The sequence below is a fragment of the Roseateles sp. L2-2 genome (genome assembly GCF_050613215.1).
GTDB classification, from domain to species: domain Bacteria; phylum Pseudomonadota; class Gammaproteobacteria; order Burkholderiales; family Burkholderiaceae_C; genus Roseateles; species Roseateles noduli.
In genome coordinates, this window is record NZ_CP192509.1 from 6,215,556 (window position 1) to 6,232,470 (window position 16,915).

Consider the following 16,915-nt stretch of genomic DNA (forward strand, 5'->3'; position numbering starts at 1 on the left):
TCTCCGCTCCACCTTCGCGGAGATCGTGATGACCGCCTCCCCCTCCACTTCCGGCTACGTCCTCTACGGCACCCAGGGCTCCGGCTCGGCGATCGTCGAGATCGGCCTGCGCTGGTGCGGTCAGGAGTACCGCAACGTGCATGCGTCCTCGTGGGAGAACGCGTCGGAGCAGGACGCGCTGCGCGCGCTCAATCCGTTGATGCAGATCCCGACGCTGCGCACCCCCGAGGGCGAGGTCCTCACCGAAAGCGGCGCCATCCTGATGCACCTCGGCCTGCGCTTCGCCGAGGCCGGACTGCTCGGCGACGACGCGCAGCAGCGCGACCAGATCCTGCGCGGCCTCGTCTACATCGCGGCCAACTGCTACAGCTGCATCAGCATCATCGACTACCCGGAGCGCTACTCCACCCGCACCGACCAGGACGACCGCGAGGCCATCGTCACCGGCACCAAGGCGCGGCTGCACAAGCACTGGAAGGCCTTCGCGGACATGTTCCCCGGTCGGCCGTGGCTGAGCGGCGCGAAGCCGGGGGCGCTCGACGCGATGGCCGTGATCGTCTCGAAGTGGTCGGGCTCGCGGAAGCACCTGGAGGCGAGCCGCCCCGAGTTCTTCGCGCTGCTCCAACGCATCGAGGCGACGCCGCAGGTCGCCGACGTCTGCGCGAAACACTGGCCGCCGAAGACGGCTTGAGCCCGGCGTTCAGGACCAGGACACCCCTGACCCAAAGGACCTGCCGCACCACGACGATTGAGGTCTGATGCAGACCGGGCGACGCATCGAGGCAATTTCGCGAGGACGGATGTCCCAGCACAGTGGCGGGTGTTCATCCACTTCCTGCGAATCACGTTCATGCGCTCCTTGGAATCGAAGTCTGCTTCCGCATCGCCACCGGTACGACGCCGCCGCCGAGACGGCGACGGCGACGAGGTTGTGAAGCCCCGGGCGAAGGATCCGGCGCCGGACGACGACACCGCAGGGAACAACGACGCCGCGCCGCCGGCGGACGAGGCTGCCTTGCCCGAGGCGCCTTCGCTGTCGGCAGCGGGTGTCGGGCTGGGGATCGTCGGTCTGATCGGGACCGTGGCCGTCGGCGCGGGCACCAAGGCACAGACGATGCCATCGCCGAAGCCCCTGTCTCCCGCCAAACCTGTCGAGCCCATCACGCCGATAGCTCCCGGCAAGCCCGTTGATCCCGTCACACCAGTCACGCCGGTCAAGCCTGCCGAGCCCACCACCCCGGTGACTCCGGTCAAGCCTGTCGAGCCCGTCGCACCGGTGACTCCAGTCAAGCCTGTCGATCCCATCGCACCGGTGACTCCGGTCAAGCCCACCGAGCCCCTCACACCGGAGACGCCCGTCCGGCCCGAGCCTGCCAGATTCTCCCTGTCGAACGCGCACGTCATCGAGGACACGACCGGTGCGCGCGAGCTGGTCTTCCTCGTTCAACGCTCGGGAGACTTGAACCAGACGGGTTCGGTGCGTTTCTCTGTCCAGGCGGACAAGAGCACGGTCGCCGCGGACGATCTGATCGGCGTGCAGACAGGGACCGTGTCGTTCAAGGCGGGCGAAGCCCAGCAACTTGTCCGTCTTCTGGTCAACGGCGATTACCTGCGGGAAACCGACGAGCAGGTGTTGGTCAAGCTCTCCGATCCGATCGGGGGAAAGTTGGATCGCGCGGAAGGGATAGGCACGATCCATGAGGTCGACGTCACGCGCCTGCAAGCGGCCTACGGCATGCGGGACCTCAACGCCGAACTGGGAGGTTCTGCGATTCGCGTGCGACGCTCGTCCGATGACACGGAGATGGACATCGGCTTCGATGCCAACGATCAACTCGATCGCGAGGCGCTGCTGAACTTCGTCGGACGAGGAGCGTCGGACAAGGGTTACGTGACGCATTGGTACAACCAGTCGGGACATTCGCGACACATGGAGGCGGTCGACCCGCTGCGTCAGGGGGTGATCGTCCATGGCGGAAAGATCGTCACGAGATCAGACGGCTCGCCGGCGATCAGTTTCAATGCCGGGCGCAATGGCACGGCCGATGACTCGATGGCTTCGGTTGGCGTGAGTAGCGACTCCTGGAAAAGCGCAGTGATTTATGCCAACGTGCAGTCGGAGGGTTGGAAGCGGGGATCTCTGTTCAACCTGGGTAACAGCGGGAACGGTCGATTGAGCAGCCATTACCCGAATGAAGACGGTTCGGTCATTTTCGATGTCTATGGCGCCAGTGGCGACGCCCGCTTGGTGACGCGACCTGATCGCGACAAACCTCTTGTCGGGGTTGCCGACAACGTGGTCTTCGAAGCACACAGCGACAACAGTGACGAGGGAACCGAGACGCTCAACCGCACCGACGCCATGCAGGTTGTCTTCCGAAACGGCATCGCATTCGCCTTTGACGGGACCCTGCCCAAGCAGTTCCTCACGACGACGCCGTGGACGCTCGCCTCTCACCGCGGAGACTCACAAGACGATGGGGACTTCCAGCAGGCGATGGTCAACGAATTCCTCGTCTACCTCGCCAAGGACAACAGCACGCCGACCGTGCAGAACCTGATCGGCACGGCGAAGGACGATGTGCTCACCTACTCCGGCGAGAAGGATCTGAAGCGCATCGACGGCCTGGCGGGCGAAGACACGCTGTATGTGTCCGGTGACACCGGCCTCGACCTGAAACAGTTCTCCGGCGGCATCAAGGGCATCGAACAGTTCTGGCTGGACAACGGCAACAAGAACCTCGTGGTCCTGTCGCGCGAGACCGTAGCAGCTCTCGATGCGAAGACGCTCACGATCCGGCTGGATGACGAGGACGTCGTCTTCATCGGTGACGACGAAATCCGCCGCGAGGAGGGCTTGAGGGCGCGCCTGCAGGAGATCAATCCCGCCGTGCAGTTCACCGTCGTGATCGACGGTCAGGTCGTCCTGTGAGCGTCAGGCCGCCTGGAACTGCGGCAGCAGCCGCACGTGCGTGTATCGCGCGGGACGCTCGATGGCATCGAGGTTGGCGGCGACCGGCGTGAAGCCGCAGCGGGTCCAGAAGGTCGCCGAGTCCGCTTCTTCGCAGTTCACGTGCAGGCGGCTGAAGTGCCCCTGCGCGCTGGCGAGGACGGCGTTCACGAGGCGCTTGGCCATTCCGTGGCCGCGCCAGTCGGGATGCACGTAGAAGCGGCGCATGCGGCCGGTGCCGGGACGTCCGGGCGGCGGCTCGACGTTGAGCCCGCCCACCGCGATGACCTGTCCATGCGCATCGAGCCAGGCCCACAGCGATTCGCCGGGCTGCTCGTAGCGGTTGGCGCCGCTGCGCCATTCGTCCATCAGCCGGCGCAGCATCTGCCGCCCCTCGCTCTCGCTGGCCGCGAGCAGCGGCGCCCAGGCGAGGGGATCCATCTGATGCACACGGATCAGGCGCGGTGCGGCGCCATCGGAAGCCAGGGAAAACATCGAACGAAACGGTAATCAGTCGTCGACCAAGCGGTCATTCGATCGGGTCCACCGATCGGGAAAGGACGGATTAAGCAGCAGGCGGAACGCCCCTCACATCAGGGACAACCCGCCCGCCGTCGGCGCTTTCCAACGCTCGCGCGATGACGACTCCGCAGGCCCTCCCGGCCGCCGACGCGGCGGCCGGGAGGCCCGATCACCGCGGCGGTTCCGGCTTCTTCGCGCTGTCCGGATGCTCGATCCAGGCCTTGAGTTCCGCAGCCCGCGCATGCTTGGGCGAGAGCTCGATGAAGGCCCGGTACGCCGCCTGCGCGCCCGTGTCGTCACCCGCGCGCAGCAGCGCGTCGCCGAGGTTCAGGTGCGCCAGCGCGCGGCTGCCGTCCATCTCGATGGCCTTGCGGTACCAGCGCGCGGCCTCGGCCGGCTTGTCGCGCTTGTAGTAGATGAAGCCCAGGTTGTTGGCCGCGAGCGCGAACTTGGGCTGCAGCTTCAGCGCTTCGGTGAACGCGGCCTCGGCCTCGTCGTAGCGACGCTCCTTGTAGAGCTGCAGACCGCGGTCGTTGGCGCGCTGCGCCGCGATGCGCGCGCTGGTCGGCGCCGGCGCGGCGCTGGTCGCGATCGCCGTGTCGGTGCCGTCCAGGCCCTTCAGCGTGACCTGCACCGACGTCGCGCTGGCCGCGGGCGAACCGGGTGCGGCGCCGGTCGGCGCGGAGGCCTGCGCCACCGGCTGCAGTTGCGCGTTGCGGGCGTCGTCCGCCTGCTTCGCCAACGCGCTGGCCTTCGCGTCGAGCTGGTTGCTGTCGCCGCTGAGCGCCTGCTCCTGCGCGGAGGCAAGTTCGAAGATGAACTCGCCGCCCTCGCTGCCCGGCAGGCTGCCGAAGGCCGGCGTCTGGTGAGCGATCGCCGACACCGCCGGCGCCACGTAGGCCGCCAGCTCGGTCGCGGTGATGAGCCCGTCGCCGTTGAGGTCTGCCTTGCCGGACAGCGCCTGCAGCAGCGTCCACGTGAACACCGAGTGCCCGCCCGGACCGTCGTCGGCGACCTGCTGGTCGGCGCCGCCGGCCGTCATCATCTGACGGCCCAGCCGGCGCGCGTTGTCGCGCACGAAGTTCGAGCTGCCGCCCGGCGCGCCGCCGCGCGTCAGCCCCAGCCCGGAGTAGCAGGCATCGATGACGAAGAACGCATGCTTGGCCGGCAGCGCCTCGCTGAGCTCCTGCAGCTGCGGCATCGCGATCGCGTCGGTCTGCAGGTCGTCGGTGCCGGCGTCGACCGGGATGATGTAGCCCACGTCGCGCCCGCTCGGCAGCTTGCGCGTGCTGCCGTGACCGGCGAAGAACACGAACACGCGGTCGTCGCGCTTGAGCTTGCCGTCGCCGCCCTTGCGCGCCATGCCGTTGAGCGCGCGCAGGATGTTGGCGCGCGTCGCGTCGCCGTCGGTCAGCGTGGTGACGTTCTCCGGCCGGAAGCCGAATTGCGTCTGCAGCGTCTCCTGGATCGCCTTGGCATCGCGCACCGCATGCTGCAGCCGCGGCCAGGCCTTGTACTGGTCGATGCCGATCACCAGCGCCACGCTGTCGCGATAGAGGTTGGCGCCGGCGAGATCCGGCGGCGCGGCGTCGGCGGCCGGCGTGTCGGCCGCGACGATCTTGCCGTCCTTCCAGGCCGCGAACCTGTAGCCCTCGGCCTTCAGCTGGTCGAGCACCAGCGGCAGCGCCTCGACGGTGCGCGCGTGGATGTCATGGAACAGCACGATGCCGCGCTGCTGCTTGCCGAGCTCGCCCAGCACGCGTGCGGCGATCGACTTCGGGATCGGATCGGACCAGTCCAGCGAGTCGACGTTCCACATCATCGAGCGCAGCTTGAGCGCCTCGATCGCGCCCAGCGCCGCGTCGTTGCGCGCGCCGTAGGGAAAGCGGAACAGCGCCTGGCCGTCGCGGCCGGCGGCGTCGAGCAGCGCTTCGGTCGAGCTGGCCTCCTGGCGCACCTTGTCGAGCTCGAACTTCGACATCACGCCGTGGCTGAAGCTGTGGTTGGCGATCGGATGGCCGGCGGCGAGCACGCGCTTGGCGACCTCGCTGCCCGGGCCGGGCTTGACCTTGCCGCTGGCGTCGACGCTGCCGAGGTTGCGCCCCAGTTCGAAGAACACGGCCGGCGCCTGGTAGCGCTTGAGGATCTCCAGGATCTCGTCGGTGTAGCGCGGGTGCGGGCCGTCGTCGAAGGTCAGCAGCACCGTCTTGGGCGGCAGTTGGCGGCCGAAGAATTCGCGCTCCGCCTTGGTCGGTCCGCGCGTCGCGGCCGGGGCCGTTGCCGTCTGCGATGTCTGCGCGGGCGGCGTGCCCGGCGCGCCGGTCGCTCCGTCGTCCGGGCCGTCCGTGACGCTCGGTCGCGCCTGCAGGTCCGGCAGGATGGTCGCGTAGTCCTTCAGGATGCGGTCGCGCGCGTACAGGCCCTTGAGCTTGGCGACGTAATCGGTCCACTTCTCGCGCTTGGGCACGATGCCGCGTTGCGCGAAGCGGCCGAAGGTGTCGCGCAGCTCCTGCTCGTAGGCGTTCTCGATCTCTGCCAGCACGCTCAGGTCCTCGCCGGCGCGCTTGGCCAGCTTCAGGCCGGCGATGCTCTGCGAGGTCGAGAACTGCTGCGACAGCTGCGACAGGAACTCCTTGAACGCGAGGCGGTCGGCGTCGAACCACGAGGGTTCCTGCTCGACGCGGTCCAGCAACTCCGACAGCGCGGCGAGGCCGGCGGGGTCGGTGCTCCTGCCGGCGGTCTCGCCCAGCGCCCGGATGCTCTCCTGCATGTCGTGGAAGAGCAGCATGCCGACGGACCGCACCGCGTCGCGCTCGGCGGGCTTGAGCGAGGCTTCGCCGTCCATCAGCACGATCATCTGGCGGTAGCGCGCGAGCACCTCGTCGCTCTGCTTGAGCAGCGTGGCGCTGACAGCCGGATTGGCGGAGGCCGCCTCCACCGGGGCCAGCGGCCGGGGCGCGTCGCCGGACGGCTTGCAGCCGCTCAGCACGGTCATCGTGACGGCGGAGGCCGCGGCCATGGCGAGCGTTCTGGTGAGCGTTTGAGCGGCCATCCAGGTGGCGCCCTTGCGTTGACTTCTCTCTTGCATGCCTTCCCTCGAACCTTCCCTCAAAGTCCTTGCTCCTTGCCCGACGAGCGACTCCCCTCGGGGGTGGCGGGCCGGAGCGGGGGCCATTGTGACCCGCTCTGTAGAATCCCCGGGTTTGTCCCACCCCCTGAATGGCCGGTTCCGGCCCCGCGCGCCATGAATCTCTCCGCCCTCACCGCCCTGTCGCCCCTGGATGGCCGTTATGCGTCGCGCATGGCCGCGCTGCGTCCGCTGCTGTCCGAATTCGGCCTGATGCACCGCCGCGTGCAGGTGGAGATCGAGTGGTTCATCGCGCTGTCCGACGCGGACCTGGCGGAGCTGAAGCCGCTGTCGACGGCCTCGCGCGAGTTCCTGCGGGCGCTGGTGGCGAACTTCTCCGAGTCCGACGCCCAGGCGATCAAGGACATCGAGAAGACGACCAACCACGACGTCAAGGCGGTCGAGTACTGGATCAAGCAGCAGTTCGCCGGCAAGGCGGAGCTGGAAGGCGCGGGCGAGTTCGTGCACTTCGCCTGCACCAGCGAGGACATCAACAACACCAGCCACGGCCTGATGCTGAAGGCCGCGCGCGACCAGGTGATCCTGCCGGCGCTGGACCGCGTCATCGAGAAGATGACCGCGATGGCCCAGACCCACGCCGCCGCGCCGATGCTGAGCCGCACGCACGGCCAGACCGCCAGCCCGACGACGGTCGGCAAGGAGATCGCCAACGTCGTGGCGCGCCTGCGCCGCGCCCGCACCGTGATCGCCGAGGTGAAGCTGCTGGCCAAGATGAACGGCGCCGTGGGCAACTACAACGCGCACCTGTCCGCCTATCCGGAGAAGGACTGGGAGGCGTTCAGCCGGTCGGTGATCGAGCAACAGCTGGGCCTGACCTTCAACCCGTACACGATCCAGATCGAGCCGCACGACTACATGGCCGAGCTGTTCGACGCCGTGACGCGCGCCAACACCATCCTGGTCGACTGGTCGCGCGACGTGTGGGGCTATGTGTCGCTGGGCTACTTCAAGCAGAAGACCAAGGCCGGCGAGATCGGCTCGTCGACGATGCCGCACAAGGTCAACCCGATCGACTTCGAGAACGCCGAAGGCAACTTCGGTCTGGCCAGCGCGGTGCTGACGCACCTGAGCCAGAAGCTGCCGATCTCGCGTTGGCAGCGTGACCTGACGGACTCGACGGTGCTGCGCAACATGGGCGTCGCGCTGGGTTACGCGCTGCTGGGCTACGACTCGCTGACCAAGGGCCTCGACAAGCTGGAACTCAACCAGGCCGCGCTGGACGCCGACCTGGATGCGTCCTGGGAAGTGCTGGCCGAGCCGATCCAGACGGTGATGCGCCGCTACGCGCTGCCCAACCCGTACGAGCGCCTGAAGGAACTGACCCGCGGCAAGGCGATCACGCGCGAGTCGATCCAGGCCTTCATCCAGGGCCTGGAGCTGCCCGACGCCGAGAAGCAGCGCCTGCTGGCGATGACGCCGGGCAACTACACCGGCACGGCCGAGTCGCTGGCGAAGCGCATCTGACGGTCGCGGAGCGGCCGCCGTGGCCGCAATGGCCGCCGCGACGGCGCGACGGCGTCACACCGATCGAAGGCCCGGCTCTGCCGGGCCTTTCTCGTTGCGCGCCAATGAAAAAAGGGCAGCGCATCTCTGCACTGCCCTTGGACCTGGCGGGGAATCGGGGTTTCGGGTGTCGCTCGGAGCAGCCCCCGTCAGGCCCGGTGCCGGGGGGAGTCGGCACCGGTCAACCGTCGTCGGTCGATCAGAACTGGTAGGCCAGGCCCATGCTCAGACGATCGTCCTTCTTGTTGAAGCCGTTGGCATCCGGCATGTTGTTGAAGCGGGTCGCTTCGGCACGCAGCGAGACGTTCTTGGTCAGCGCGTAGTCGACGCCGACACCCAGCTTCAGGCCGGTCTTGTCCTTGTCGCCCAGGCCGTTGCTGAAGTCGCGCTGGGCGTAGGCCACGCCGACCTTGCCGTAGACGCCGAAGCCCTTGCCCAGCGGGGCGCGGGCGATGCCGTCCAGCGAGTACACCTTGTTCTTCGCGGTCACGCCGCCGAAGTCGACCTTGCCCAGGTCGGTGTAGCCCACTTCAGCCGCGAAGTTCTCGTTGAACTTGTAGCCGCCGAAGATGCTGTAGCTGTCCGACGAGCGCTTCTGCGAATTGCCGTCCACACGCTGCGACGCCTTGCCGACGTCGCCGCCGATGTAATACGGGGTCACCGGATCGGCGTGCGCCACGCCCACGCCCAGGGTCAGCGCGACGGCCGCGGCGGCCAGCAGACCGGCCTTCTTGCCGTTGATCGAGGTGCGGGTGTTGTTGTTGCTGTTCATCTGGAACTCCTTCAGAGCTGTTGATCGATCTGTCGTTCCGGGTCGCCTGGGTCAGTGATCAGGCTCGTTCGACATGGAGCTCATTCTGGGAATTCGACCCCGCCGCGTCTGTGGCGCGAGTTGAGCGCTTGTGTGACGGTCGATGACAGCGAAGCACGCAGTGCTTGACGAAGCTTCACGCGGGGCGCACTGCGCACTGCAACGGCCGCTGGCCCTCACCCCAACCCTCTCCCGCAAGCGGGAGAGGGGGAAAGAGGAGGCGATGTTGCGCGTGGAGCCGGTAGGACTCCCTCTCCCGCTTGCGGGAGAGGGCGGGGGTGAGGGCCAGCGGCGGTGGCAGTACTCGGATCTTCAGGCCGCTTCGGCCGGCCAGTAGAGGAGCAGTCGCGCGCCGCCGAGGCGCGGCGCTTCGCCCAGTCGCGCGTGCCCGCCGTGCGCATGCGCGACGTGTCGCACGATGGCCAGCCCGAGGCCGAAGCCGCGCGTGCCGCGTCCCTTGCGTTCGAGGCGCTTGAAGGGCTCGAAGGCCGCTTCGCGCAGCGACGGCGGCACGCCTTCCCCGTCGTCGTCGATCGCGAGCCAGAGCTGCCCCGCCTCGACCCAGGCGGACAGCAGGATGCGGCCCTTCGCATACCGCGCCGCGTTGCGCAGTCCGTTGCGGATCGCGTAAGGCAGCAGCCGTTCGTCGAAGGGCAAGGCATCGGGCAGCCGCAGGTCGGTGTCGAGCGCCTTGCCGTCGAGCAGCGGCGCCAGCGAAGCCGCCTCCTTCGCCAGCATGTCGCCGAGGTTGCCCTGCATCACGTGCGGCTGCAGCGCGCCCATGTCGAGCCGCGCCAGCGTCAGGCTCGCGTCGATGAGCTCGTCGAGCTCCGCGATGTCGCGCTCGCACGCCATCACCGCCTGCTCGCGACGATCGCGGTCGTCCTCGTCGACGAGCGCATCCACCGCGAACCGCAGCCGCGCCAGCGGCGTGCGCAGTTCATGCGAGACCGCCCCCGTCAGCTCACGCTGCGTCGCCATCGCGGCGGCCAGCCGCTCCAGCATCGCGCGCGTCGCCGCGGCGACCGGCGCGAAGAGCCGGCTCTTCAACGGCGGCAATTCGGTGTCCAGCCGCCCCGCGCTCAAGCGCTCGGCCGCGCGCTGCAAGCCGCGCAGGTCGCGCCACAACGGTCGCAACTGCCACCACGCGATCAGCGCGACCGCCAAAGCGATGACGACCGCCACGCCCAACTGCGCGGCAAGTTCCTTCGGCAGTTCCCCGGCCCGCTTGGAATCGAGCGGCCCGAGCAGCAGCAACTGATCCGGCTCGCCCGGCAGCGCCGCGTAGATGCGGCGGTTGAAGCCGGTGACCAGCACCTCGCCGCGCTCCAGCCGGCGACGCTGATCCGCGCTCAGCTGTGCGAGGTCCGTGCGGATCAGCCGCACCGGATAGTCGAACTGCGCGTCGAGCTCGCGCACGCGCTCGCGCCGCGCCGGCGGATCGAGCGGCGAGAGGTCCCGCACCAGCAGGTCCACCGTGCCGCGCATGAAGTTGCGGACGTAGTCGTTGGTGACCTCGGACGCGCCGATCAGCACCAGTCCCTCGACGAGCAGGATCAGCGCCAGCACCGCCAGCCCGAGTCCCAGCGCCATCCGCAGCAGCGAGGCGCGCAGCGTGATCGCGGCCATCAGTCGATCGCGAAGAGGTAGCCCTGCCCGCGCACCGTCTTGATCCGCACCGGCGCCTGCGCGTCGTCGCCGATCTTCTTGCGCAGCCGCGAGATGCGCGCGTCGATCGCGCGGTCCAGGCCGTCGAACTCCAGCCCGCGCAGCCCCTGCATGATGTCGTCGCGGCTGACGACCTGCCCCGCGCGATGCGCCAGGAAGTTCAACAGCTCGTACTCGGCGGTGGTGAGCACCACCGGCTCGCCGTTCAGGCGCAGCTCGCGCGACTGCGGCAGCAGCGTCAGCGGACCGAAATGCAGCGCCTCGCCGATCGGGTGCGCCGCCGGCAGCGCATCGCGGCGCAGCAGCGCCTTCAGCCGTGCCAGCAGCACCCGCGGCGCCACCGGCTTGGCGATGTAGTCGTCCGCGCCGCCCTCCAGACCCAGCACCTGGTCGATGTCGTCGTCGCGCGCGGTCAGCATGACGATGCGGCCGGCGAAATCCCGGCGCGTGTCGCGCAGCACGTCGAAGCCATCCTTGCCCGGCAGGTGGCCGTCCAGCAGCACCAGCTCGAAGGGCTCCTGCCGCATCAGCGCCTCGCCGGCCAGGCCGTCGCCGCAGACGGTCACCGCGTAGTTCGCCTTGACGAGCGCGTCGGCGACCAGTTGCGCCAGGCGTTCGTCGTCCTCGATGAGCAGGATGCGCGCGGCGGGCTGAGCAGAAATGTCCATGGCGTCGAGCATAGGCGAGGCCCCGCCCCGCCGACTTCAGCCACGCTTAAGCGCGCCTGCGCACGCGCGCGGCCTGCGCGTGGGCCTTGTGCGGGGATCAGCGGTCCGCCGGCACTTCCAGCCGCCAGCCCGCGGGCGTCCTCACCGCCCGCAGCGTGGGATCGTCCGCCAACGGCGCCCAGCGCTGCGCCAGGTGGTCCATCGCCTGCGGGGACAGGTCGGTGCGGCTGGCCATCACGCGGTCGACGGTCTCCGGCGTCACGCAGGCCATCAGCGCCGCCCGGGCCGGTCCGCGCAGCGCGGCGTGCCATCGGCGGCGCAGCGCGGCGATCTCTTCGGCGTCGCCGGGCGGTGCCGGGTCATGCCAGGAATACACCCGCGACTCGCCCTCATGCGCCTCGGTCTGCTGCAAGCCCTCGTCGGTCATGCCGATCGCGAGCAGCACCCGTCCCGACGGATGGTTCTCCGGCGCCGTGGTGCCCAGCAGGTGCCGCAGCCCGAGCACCTCCCGGCAATAGTCGAAGGTCGCCGCGGCGGCTTCCCGCGCGTAGCCGTGGCCCCAGAACCGTGCCGGGAAGCCGTAGCCGATGTCCGGATGCGGCAACCCCTCGCGCTGGATCACGCCGGCCAGGCCGAGCAGTTCGCCGTCCTCCAGCCGCTCGACGGCCCAGAACCCGTAGCCCAGCAGCCAGTAGCGCGCCTCCAGCCGCTCGCGGATCCAGGCCGCGGCCTGCTCGTCGGTGCGGACCTGCGCGTCGTAGATGTGCTCGATCCAAGCCGGCTCGTTGAGCAGCCCGCGCACGAAGGCCGCATCCGATTGCCGGAACCACCGCAGGCGCAAGCGCGCCGTTCTCAACACGTCCATCCCCGCCTCCCAGCGCCCGGGGACGTCGCCCCCGGATGTGATCTCAAGCAAAAGCGGGACAATACCGCACATGAAATTCATGTCGAAGCTCCAGGCGGCCGAGCGCCTGAACGACTCCCTGCTGTGCGTCGGGCTGGATCCCGATCCCGCGAAGTTCCCGACCCACTGGAAGGGCGACGCCGGCCGGATCTACGACTTCTGCGCCGCCATCGTCGACGCCACCAAGGACGTGGTGAGTTCGTACAAGCCGCAGATCGCCTACTTCGCCGCGCACCGCGCCGAGGACCAGCTCGAGCAGCTGATGGCCCACATCAAGCGCAACGCGCCGCACGTCCCCGTGATCCTGGACGCCAAGCGCGGCGACATCGGCGCCACCGCCGAGCAGTACGCCCGCGAGGCCTTCGAGCGCTACCAGGCCGACGCCGTCACGCTGTCGCCCTTCATGGGCCGCGACAGCGTCGAGCCCTACCTGCGCTACGCCGACAAGGGCGCCTTCCTGCTGTGCCGCACCTCCAACCCGGGCGGCGACGACTGGCAGATGCAGCGCCTGGCCGACGTGCCGGGCCAGCCGCGCCTGTTCGAGCACCTGGCCGCCTTGGCCGAGGGCGACTGGAACGTCAACGGCCAGCTGGGCCTGGTGGTCGGCGCGACCTACCCGAAGGAGATCGAGCGCGTGCGCGAACTCGCCCCCACGCTGCCGCTGCTGATCCCGGGGGTCGGCGCCCAGGGCGGCGACGCGGCGGCCACGGTCTCCGCCGGCTGGCGCCAGGGCGGCGGCACGGTGATCGTGAATTCCTCCCGCGCCGTGTTGTACGCGTCCGCCGGCGAGGACTTCGCCGCCGCCGCGCGCCGTGTGGCGCTGGCGACACGCGACGCCCTGCGTCCCCCGGCGAGCGCCTGATCCCCGGCCGCTGACGCCCGCCAACTAATTGGCAGAAACCCCGGACGCGCACCGAACTGGACGCGTTTGGGGATTCCTCTCCTCACCAGAACCCCCTCCGCTCACCGAGACTCCGTTACCGGACGTTGCAATTCGGGCCGCCGCCTGCCGATCTGGCACGCCGCTCGCCCCGAGACCTTTCCAAGGAGAGAAAGGGCATGTCCATCCATAACGAGTTGGGGCGGGGTCGAGTGAGCAAGGATTCCCAGGACGATCTGAGCAGTCTGGTGGGGCACGAACTGTCGCGCGGCGACAGCCTGCCCGCGAAGCTGCAATGGCGCGCCGCGCGGCTGTTCATGGGCGCGTGCGTGCTGCTGTCCGGCATGGCCGGCCTGCTGCTGCTGGCCAGCGCCGGCGCCACGGAACCCCTGGGCGGCCTGCTGCCGCCCGTCCTCGCCCTCGTGACCACCTTCGCCGGCCTGGCGATGCTGTGGCGTCTTCCCTCCCACCACGGTCCCGCCGCGGCGGTCGCGCTGATGTGCCTGGCCATGGCCACGGCGCTGTCGCTGGCGGTGTCGCGCCAGCTCGGCCTCAACGCCGCGAGCCTCGGGATCATGGGGCTGATGGTCGCGCTGGGCACCGGCATGATCGGCCTGGGCGCCGGGCTGTCGCTGTTCGGGCTGGGACTGGCCGCGCTGGGCGGACTGGCCTCGGCGGAACTGAGCGGCTGGATCCAGGTCGGCGCCGCGCCGGTCGGGCTCACCGCCCGGCTGCTGACGCAACTGCTGCTGCTGACCTCGGGGCTGGTCGTCGGTCTGGGCACTGCCAAGCTGATCCGGCGCGCGATGCAGGAAGTCAACGACCGCCATGCGCGCTTCCGCCACCTGCTCAACATGGCGGCGGACTGGTACTGGGAGATGGACCGCCAGTTCCGCTTCACGCATCTGACCGAGCACACCCCGGGCTCCTCGGGCCTGTCGATGGCCGAACGCCTGGGCCGCGCGCCGTGGGAGATCGAACACCTGGGCCTCTCCGACGAAGAACTCGACGCGCACCGCGCCGACCTCGAATCCCATCGCCCGTTCCGCGGCCTGGTGATGCGCCGCACGTCCGAGGACGGCGCGCTGCACTACGTGTCCATCAGCGGCGAGCCGCGCTTCGACGCCAAGGGCAATTTCCGCGGCTACTGGGGCGTGGGCCGCGACGTCACCGACGAGGTCCAGACCGAGCAGGCCATGGTGGCCACCGAGACGCGCTACCGCGAGCTGTTCCGCCGCTCGCCGTCGCCGCTGGTGCTGCACCGCTGGGGCCGCGTGATGGACGCCAACCCGGCGGCGATGGCGATGTTCGGCTACACGCAGCGCTCGTCGATGATCGGGCAGGACCTGTTCTCGCATTACGAACCCGGCGACGAGGAACGCGCCCGCCAACGCGCGGCCAAGATCGAGGCGCTGCCCGTCGGCGCGATGCTGCCGATGACGGAATTCCGGCTGCGCACGCTCTCGCGCCGCCGCCGCCTGGTGCAGGCCACCAGCGTGCGGGTGGACGCGGCCACCGGGCCGGCGACGCTGTCCTTCTTCATCGACCAGACCGAGACCTCGCGCGCGCAGGATGCGCTGCGGCGCTCCGAGGCGCTGCTGTCGCACCTGTTCGCCACCAGCCCTGACGTGGTCACGCTGACCGAGACCGTCAGCGGCCGCTACGTGATGGTCAACAAGACCTTCGAGCTGGTCAGCGGCTACACCGCCGACGAGGTGCTGGGGCGCAGTTCGGAGGAGCTGGGCATCTGGCAGGACATCGCCGACCGCGAGCGGCTGGTCGAGGCGCTGCGCCTGCACGGCCGCGTCAGCGACATGCCGGCGGCCTTCGCCAACCGGCACGGGCAGCCGATCCCGATGCTGCTGTCGGCCGCGCCCTTCGTGATGGACGGGATGTCCTACCTGGTCGTCAACTCCCGCGACGTCAGCGACACCGAGCGCACGCGGCTGGTCCATGCGGCGATCCTGGAGAACGCGTCGATCGGCATCGCGCTGACGCGCGACCAGCATTTCGTGCAGGCGAACCGGCTGGTGGAGGAGATGTTCGGCTGGCCTGCGGGCGGGCTGATCGGCCAGGCCGGCAGCGTGGTGTGGCCCAGCGCGGAGGACTACGACGACGTGGGCCACGAGCTCGGTCCGCGCCTGGCGGCCGGCGAGCAGGTCGAGGTCGAGCGCCTGATGCGACGCCGCGACGGCAGCCGCTTCCTGTGCCGGATCCTGGCGCGCGCGGTGGACCCGAACCACCCCAGCCGCGGCGGCACGATCTGGATCATGGAAGACGTGACGGAGCGTCGGCGCGTCGAGGCCGCGCTCGCGCAGGCCAAGGACGAGGCGCAGGCCGCCAACCGCGCCAAGAGCGCCTTCCTGGCCAACATCAGCCACGAGATCCGCACGCCGCTGAACGGCCTGGTCGGCCTGGCGCGGCTGCTGCAGCAGCCGGATCTGAACGGCGACACGCGCAGCCACTACCTGGACCAGATGGTGGACAGCGCGGAGAGTCTGTCGGGCCTGATGTCGGACATCCTGGACCTGTCCAAGATCGAGGCCGGCCGGCTGACGCTGGAGACCGTGCCTTTCGCGCTGCGCGACATGCTGGCGACGATGCGCATGGGCTACCTGACGCTGGCGCAGGCGCGCGGGCTGGGTTTCAGCATCGACGTCGACGACGCAGTGCCGGCCTGGGTGATCGGCGATCCGGTGCGCACGCGGCAGATCCTGAGCAACTACCTGAGCAACGCGCTGAAGTTCACCGAGCAGGGCCGCGTCGCGGTACGGGTGCGCCGGCTGGACGAGCGGCGCCTGCGCGTCGAGGTCAGCGACACCGGCCCCGGCATCGCGGAGGCGATGCACGAGCGGCTCTTCCAACCGTTCACGCAGGCCGACGAATCGACCACGCGCCGCTACGGCGGCACGGGTCTGGGACTGTCGATCTGCCGCGAGCTGGCGACCTTGATGGGAGGCGATGTGGGTGTAGACAGCCAGCCCGGCGCGGGCGCGACCTTCTGGGCCGAGCTGCCGCTGCCGGCGGCGCCGGCGCCGGTGAGCGCGCAGCGCCGCGCGCCTGCGGACAACGTGGAACTGGCGGGACGCCGCATCCTGATGGTCGAGGACAACCCGGTGAACATGATGATCGCCGTGGCCATGCTCGAGCAGTGGGGCGCGGAGGTCTCGCAGGCCAGCGACGGCAGCCAGGCGGTGGAGGCGGTGACGGCCGCAGCCAGCATGGGCAAGCCTTTCGACGCGGTGCTGATGGACGTGCAGATGCCGGTCATGAGCGGCCACGAGGCCACACGGCAACTGCGCCAGCGCTACGACGCGACGGAGCTGCCGATCATCGCGTTGACGGCAGCGGCGCTGGTCCAGGAACGTGACGAAGCGCTCGCCGCCGGGATGAACGAGTTCCTCACCAAGCCGATCGACGCGCAGCGGCTGCGGCAGGTGCTGGTGAAGCTCACGGCGGATTGACCGGGTCAGATTTCTCTACCGAGACCTTGCTGCTGTCCCTGTACTGCCGGCGACCTGCCAGCACTCGGAGCTCCGCGCGAACTTGCTGCGACAGATTCATGGCAGCCTCCGCCTCCTTCCGCGTGATGTGCCGTTCGGTCGAGTAGTCAGCATGGTTCCTGCTGCGGCGCAGGGTACCCAGCCTCTTGGCGAATTCCAATTCGCCTTCACGTTCGTAGTGCTCCCGAGTCCACTGGTGAGCTTTGGGATGTCGCTGGGAAATGCCTGCCAGGTCGCGAGCTCGCAGGAACACTCCGTAATAGGCACGTGATACCGCGCTGCGGTTGCTCGCCTCATCATTTCGGGTCCAGAGGTGCCTCGCGACGGCGAGGACTTCATCGGGGTCAAATACCGTCAT

At 69.2% G+C, this 16,915-nt stretch carries 12 protein-coding genes; 5 read left to right on the top strand and 7 right to left on the bottom strand.

Translation table 11 applies throughout. The features are described from left to right. The first annotated feature begins 28 nt into the window (after positions 1–28). Both ACQZ13_RS27670 and ACQZ13_RS27675 read left to right on the top strand, forming a co-directional pair. The gene (locus tag ACQZ13_RS27670; RefSeq protein ID WP_431049033.1) at positions 29–691 is read left to right on the top strand and encodes a glutathione S-transferase family protein; all 663 of its coding nucleotides are present in this window, start codon (positions 29–31) and stop codon (positions 689–691) included. Between the two features lie 129 nt (positions 692–820). Then, positions 821–2,932 carry a Calx-beta domain-containing protein gene (locus ACQZ13_RS27675; protein ID WP_431049034.1) on the top strand — a complete coding sequence of 704 codons (2,112 nt, stop codon included), beginning with the start codon at positions 821–823 and terminating at the stop codon, positions 2,930–2,932. Positions 2,933–2,935: 3 nt separating this feature from the next. On the opposite strand, the gene ACQZ13_RS27680 is transcribed toward ACQZ13_RS27675, so the two are convergent. Continuing rightward, the gene (locus ACQZ13_RS27680; RefSeq protein ID WP_431049035.1) at positions 2,936–3,445 is read right to left on the bottom strand and encodes a GNAT family N-acetyltransferase; all 510 of its coding nucleotides are present in this window, start codon (positions 3,443–3,445) and stop codon (positions 2,936–2,938) included. Positions 3,446–3,641: 196 nt separating this feature from the next. Next, the gene (locus tag ACQZ13_RS27685) at positions 3,642–6,560 is read right to left on the bottom strand and encodes a polysaccharide deacetylase family protein (RefSeq protein ID WP_431049036.1); all 2,919 of its coding nucleotides are present in this window, start codon (positions 6,558–6,560) and stop codon (positions 3,642–3,644) included. A gap of 156 nt (positions 6,561–6,716) precedes the next feature. Between ACQZ13_RS27685 and purB the strand changes: the two genes are divergently transcribed. After that, complete coding sequence (purB, locus tag ACQZ13_RS27690) at positions 6,717–8,084, top strand: adenylosuccinate lyase (RefSeq protein WP_431049037.1); 1,368 nt, start codon at positions 6,717–6,719, stop codon at positions 8,082–8,084. A gap of 238 nt (positions 8,085–8,322) precedes the next feature. Here the strand turns inward: purB and ACQZ13_RS27695 are convergent, their stop codons facing one another. From ACQZ13_RS27695 to ACQZ13_RS27710, 4 genes are all read right to left on the bottom strand, one after another. After that, complete coding sequence (locus tag ACQZ13_RS27695) at positions 8,323–8,895, bottom strand: outer membrane beta-barrel protein (protein WP_431049039.1); 573 nt, start codon at positions 8,893–8,895, stop codon at positions 8,323–8,325. 351 nt (positions 8,896–9,246) lie between these two features. Next, positions 9,247–10,563, bottom strand: a complete 1,317-nt coding sequence (locus ACQZ13_RS27700; protein ID WP_431049041.1) for an ATP-binding protein — start codon at positions 10,561–10,563, stop codon at positions 9,247–9,249. Then, positions 10,563–11,270: a winged helix-turn-helix domain-containing protein gene (locus ACQZ13_RS27705; RefSeq protein ID WP_431049042.1), complete on the bottom strand. Its 708-nt coding sequence runs from the start codon at positions 11,268–11,270 to the stop codon at positions 10,563–10,565. Before ACQZ13_RS27705 ends, ACQZ13_RS27700 begins: the two co-directional genes overlap by 1 nt. 97 nt (positions 11,271–11,367) lie before the next feature. Then, positions 11,368–12,135 (bottom strand): GNAT family N-acetyltransferase, encoded by a 768-nt coding sequence (locus ACQZ13_RS27710; RefSeq protein WP_431049043.1) that lies wholly within the window; start codon positions 12,133–12,135, stop codon positions 11,368–11,370. Between the two features lie 70 nt (positions 12,136–12,205). On the opposite strand from ACQZ13_RS27710, the gene pyrF reads away from it, so the two are divergent. Then, positions 12,206–13,036 (top strand): orotidine-5'-phosphate decarboxylase, encoded by an 831-nt coding sequence (gene pyrF / locus ACQZ13_RS27715; RefSeq protein ID WP_088407539.1) that lies wholly within the window; start codon positions 12,206–12,208, stop codon positions 13,034–13,036. Positions 13,037–13,233: 197 nt separating this feature from the next. Next, a complete protein-coding gene (locus ACQZ13_RS27720) occupies positions 13,234–16,518 on the top strand; it encodes a PAS domain S-box protein (RefSeq protein WP_431049044.1) in 3,285 nt (1,094 codons plus the stop codon). Here the strand turns inward: ACQZ13_RS27720 and ACQZ13_RS27725 are convergent. Then, the gene (locus ACQZ13_RS27725) at positions 16,505–16,915 is read right to left on the bottom strand and encodes a hypothetical protein (RefSeq protein WP_431049045.1); all 411 of its coding nucleotides are present in this window, start codon (positions 16,913–16,915) and stop codon (positions 16,505–16,507) included. The genes ACQZ13_RS27720 and ACQZ13_RS27725 overlap by 14 nt on opposite strands.

Bases quoted from the DNA above. Each gene is read 5' to 3' on its own strand.
- ACQZ13_RS27670 (WP_431049033.1), top strand. From the start codon at position 29: ATGACCGCCTCCCCCTCCACTTCCGGCTACGTCCTCTACGGCACCCAG.
- ACQZ13_RS27680 (WP_431049035.1), bottom strand. From the start codon at position 3,445: ATGTTTTCCCTGGCTTCCGATGGCGCCGCACCGCGCCTGATCCGTGTG.
- ACQZ13_RS27685 (WP_431049036.1), bottom strand. From the start codon at position 6,560: ATGCAAGAGAGAAGTCAACGCAAGGGCGCCACCTGGATGGCCGCTCAA.
- purB (WP_431049037.1), top strand. From the start codon at position 6,717: ATGAATCTCTCCGCCCTCACCGCCCTGTCGCCCCTGGATGGCCGTTAT.
- ACQZ13_RS27695 (WP_431049039.1), bottom strand. From the start codon at position 8,895: ATGAACAGCAACAACAACACCCGCACCTCGATCAACGGCAAGAAGGCC.
- ACQZ13_RS27700 (WP_431049041.1), bottom strand. From the start codon at position 10,563: ATGGCCGCGATCACGCTGCGCGCCTCGCTGCTGCGGATGGCGCTGGGA.
- ACQZ13_RS27705 (WP_431049042.1), bottom strand. From the start codon at position 11,270: ATGGACATTTCTGCTCAGCCCGCCGCGCGCATCCTGCTCATCGAGGAC.
- ACQZ13_RS27710 (WP_431049043.1), bottom strand. From the start codon at position 12,135: ATGGACGTGTTGAGAACGGCGCGCTTGCGCCTGCGGTGGTTCCGGCAA.
- pyrF (WP_088407539.1), top strand. From the start codon at position 12,206: ATGAAATTCATGTCGAAGCTCCAGGCGGCCGAGCGCCTGAACGACTCC.
- ACQZ13_RS27720 (WP_431049044.1), top strand. From the start codon at position 13,234: ATGTCCATCCATAACGAGTTGGGGCGGGGTCGAGTGAGCAAGGATTCC.
- ACQZ13_RS27725 (WP_431049045.1), bottom strand. From the start codon at position 16,915: ATGACGGTATTTGACCCCGATGAAGTCCTCGCCGTCGCGAGGCACCTC.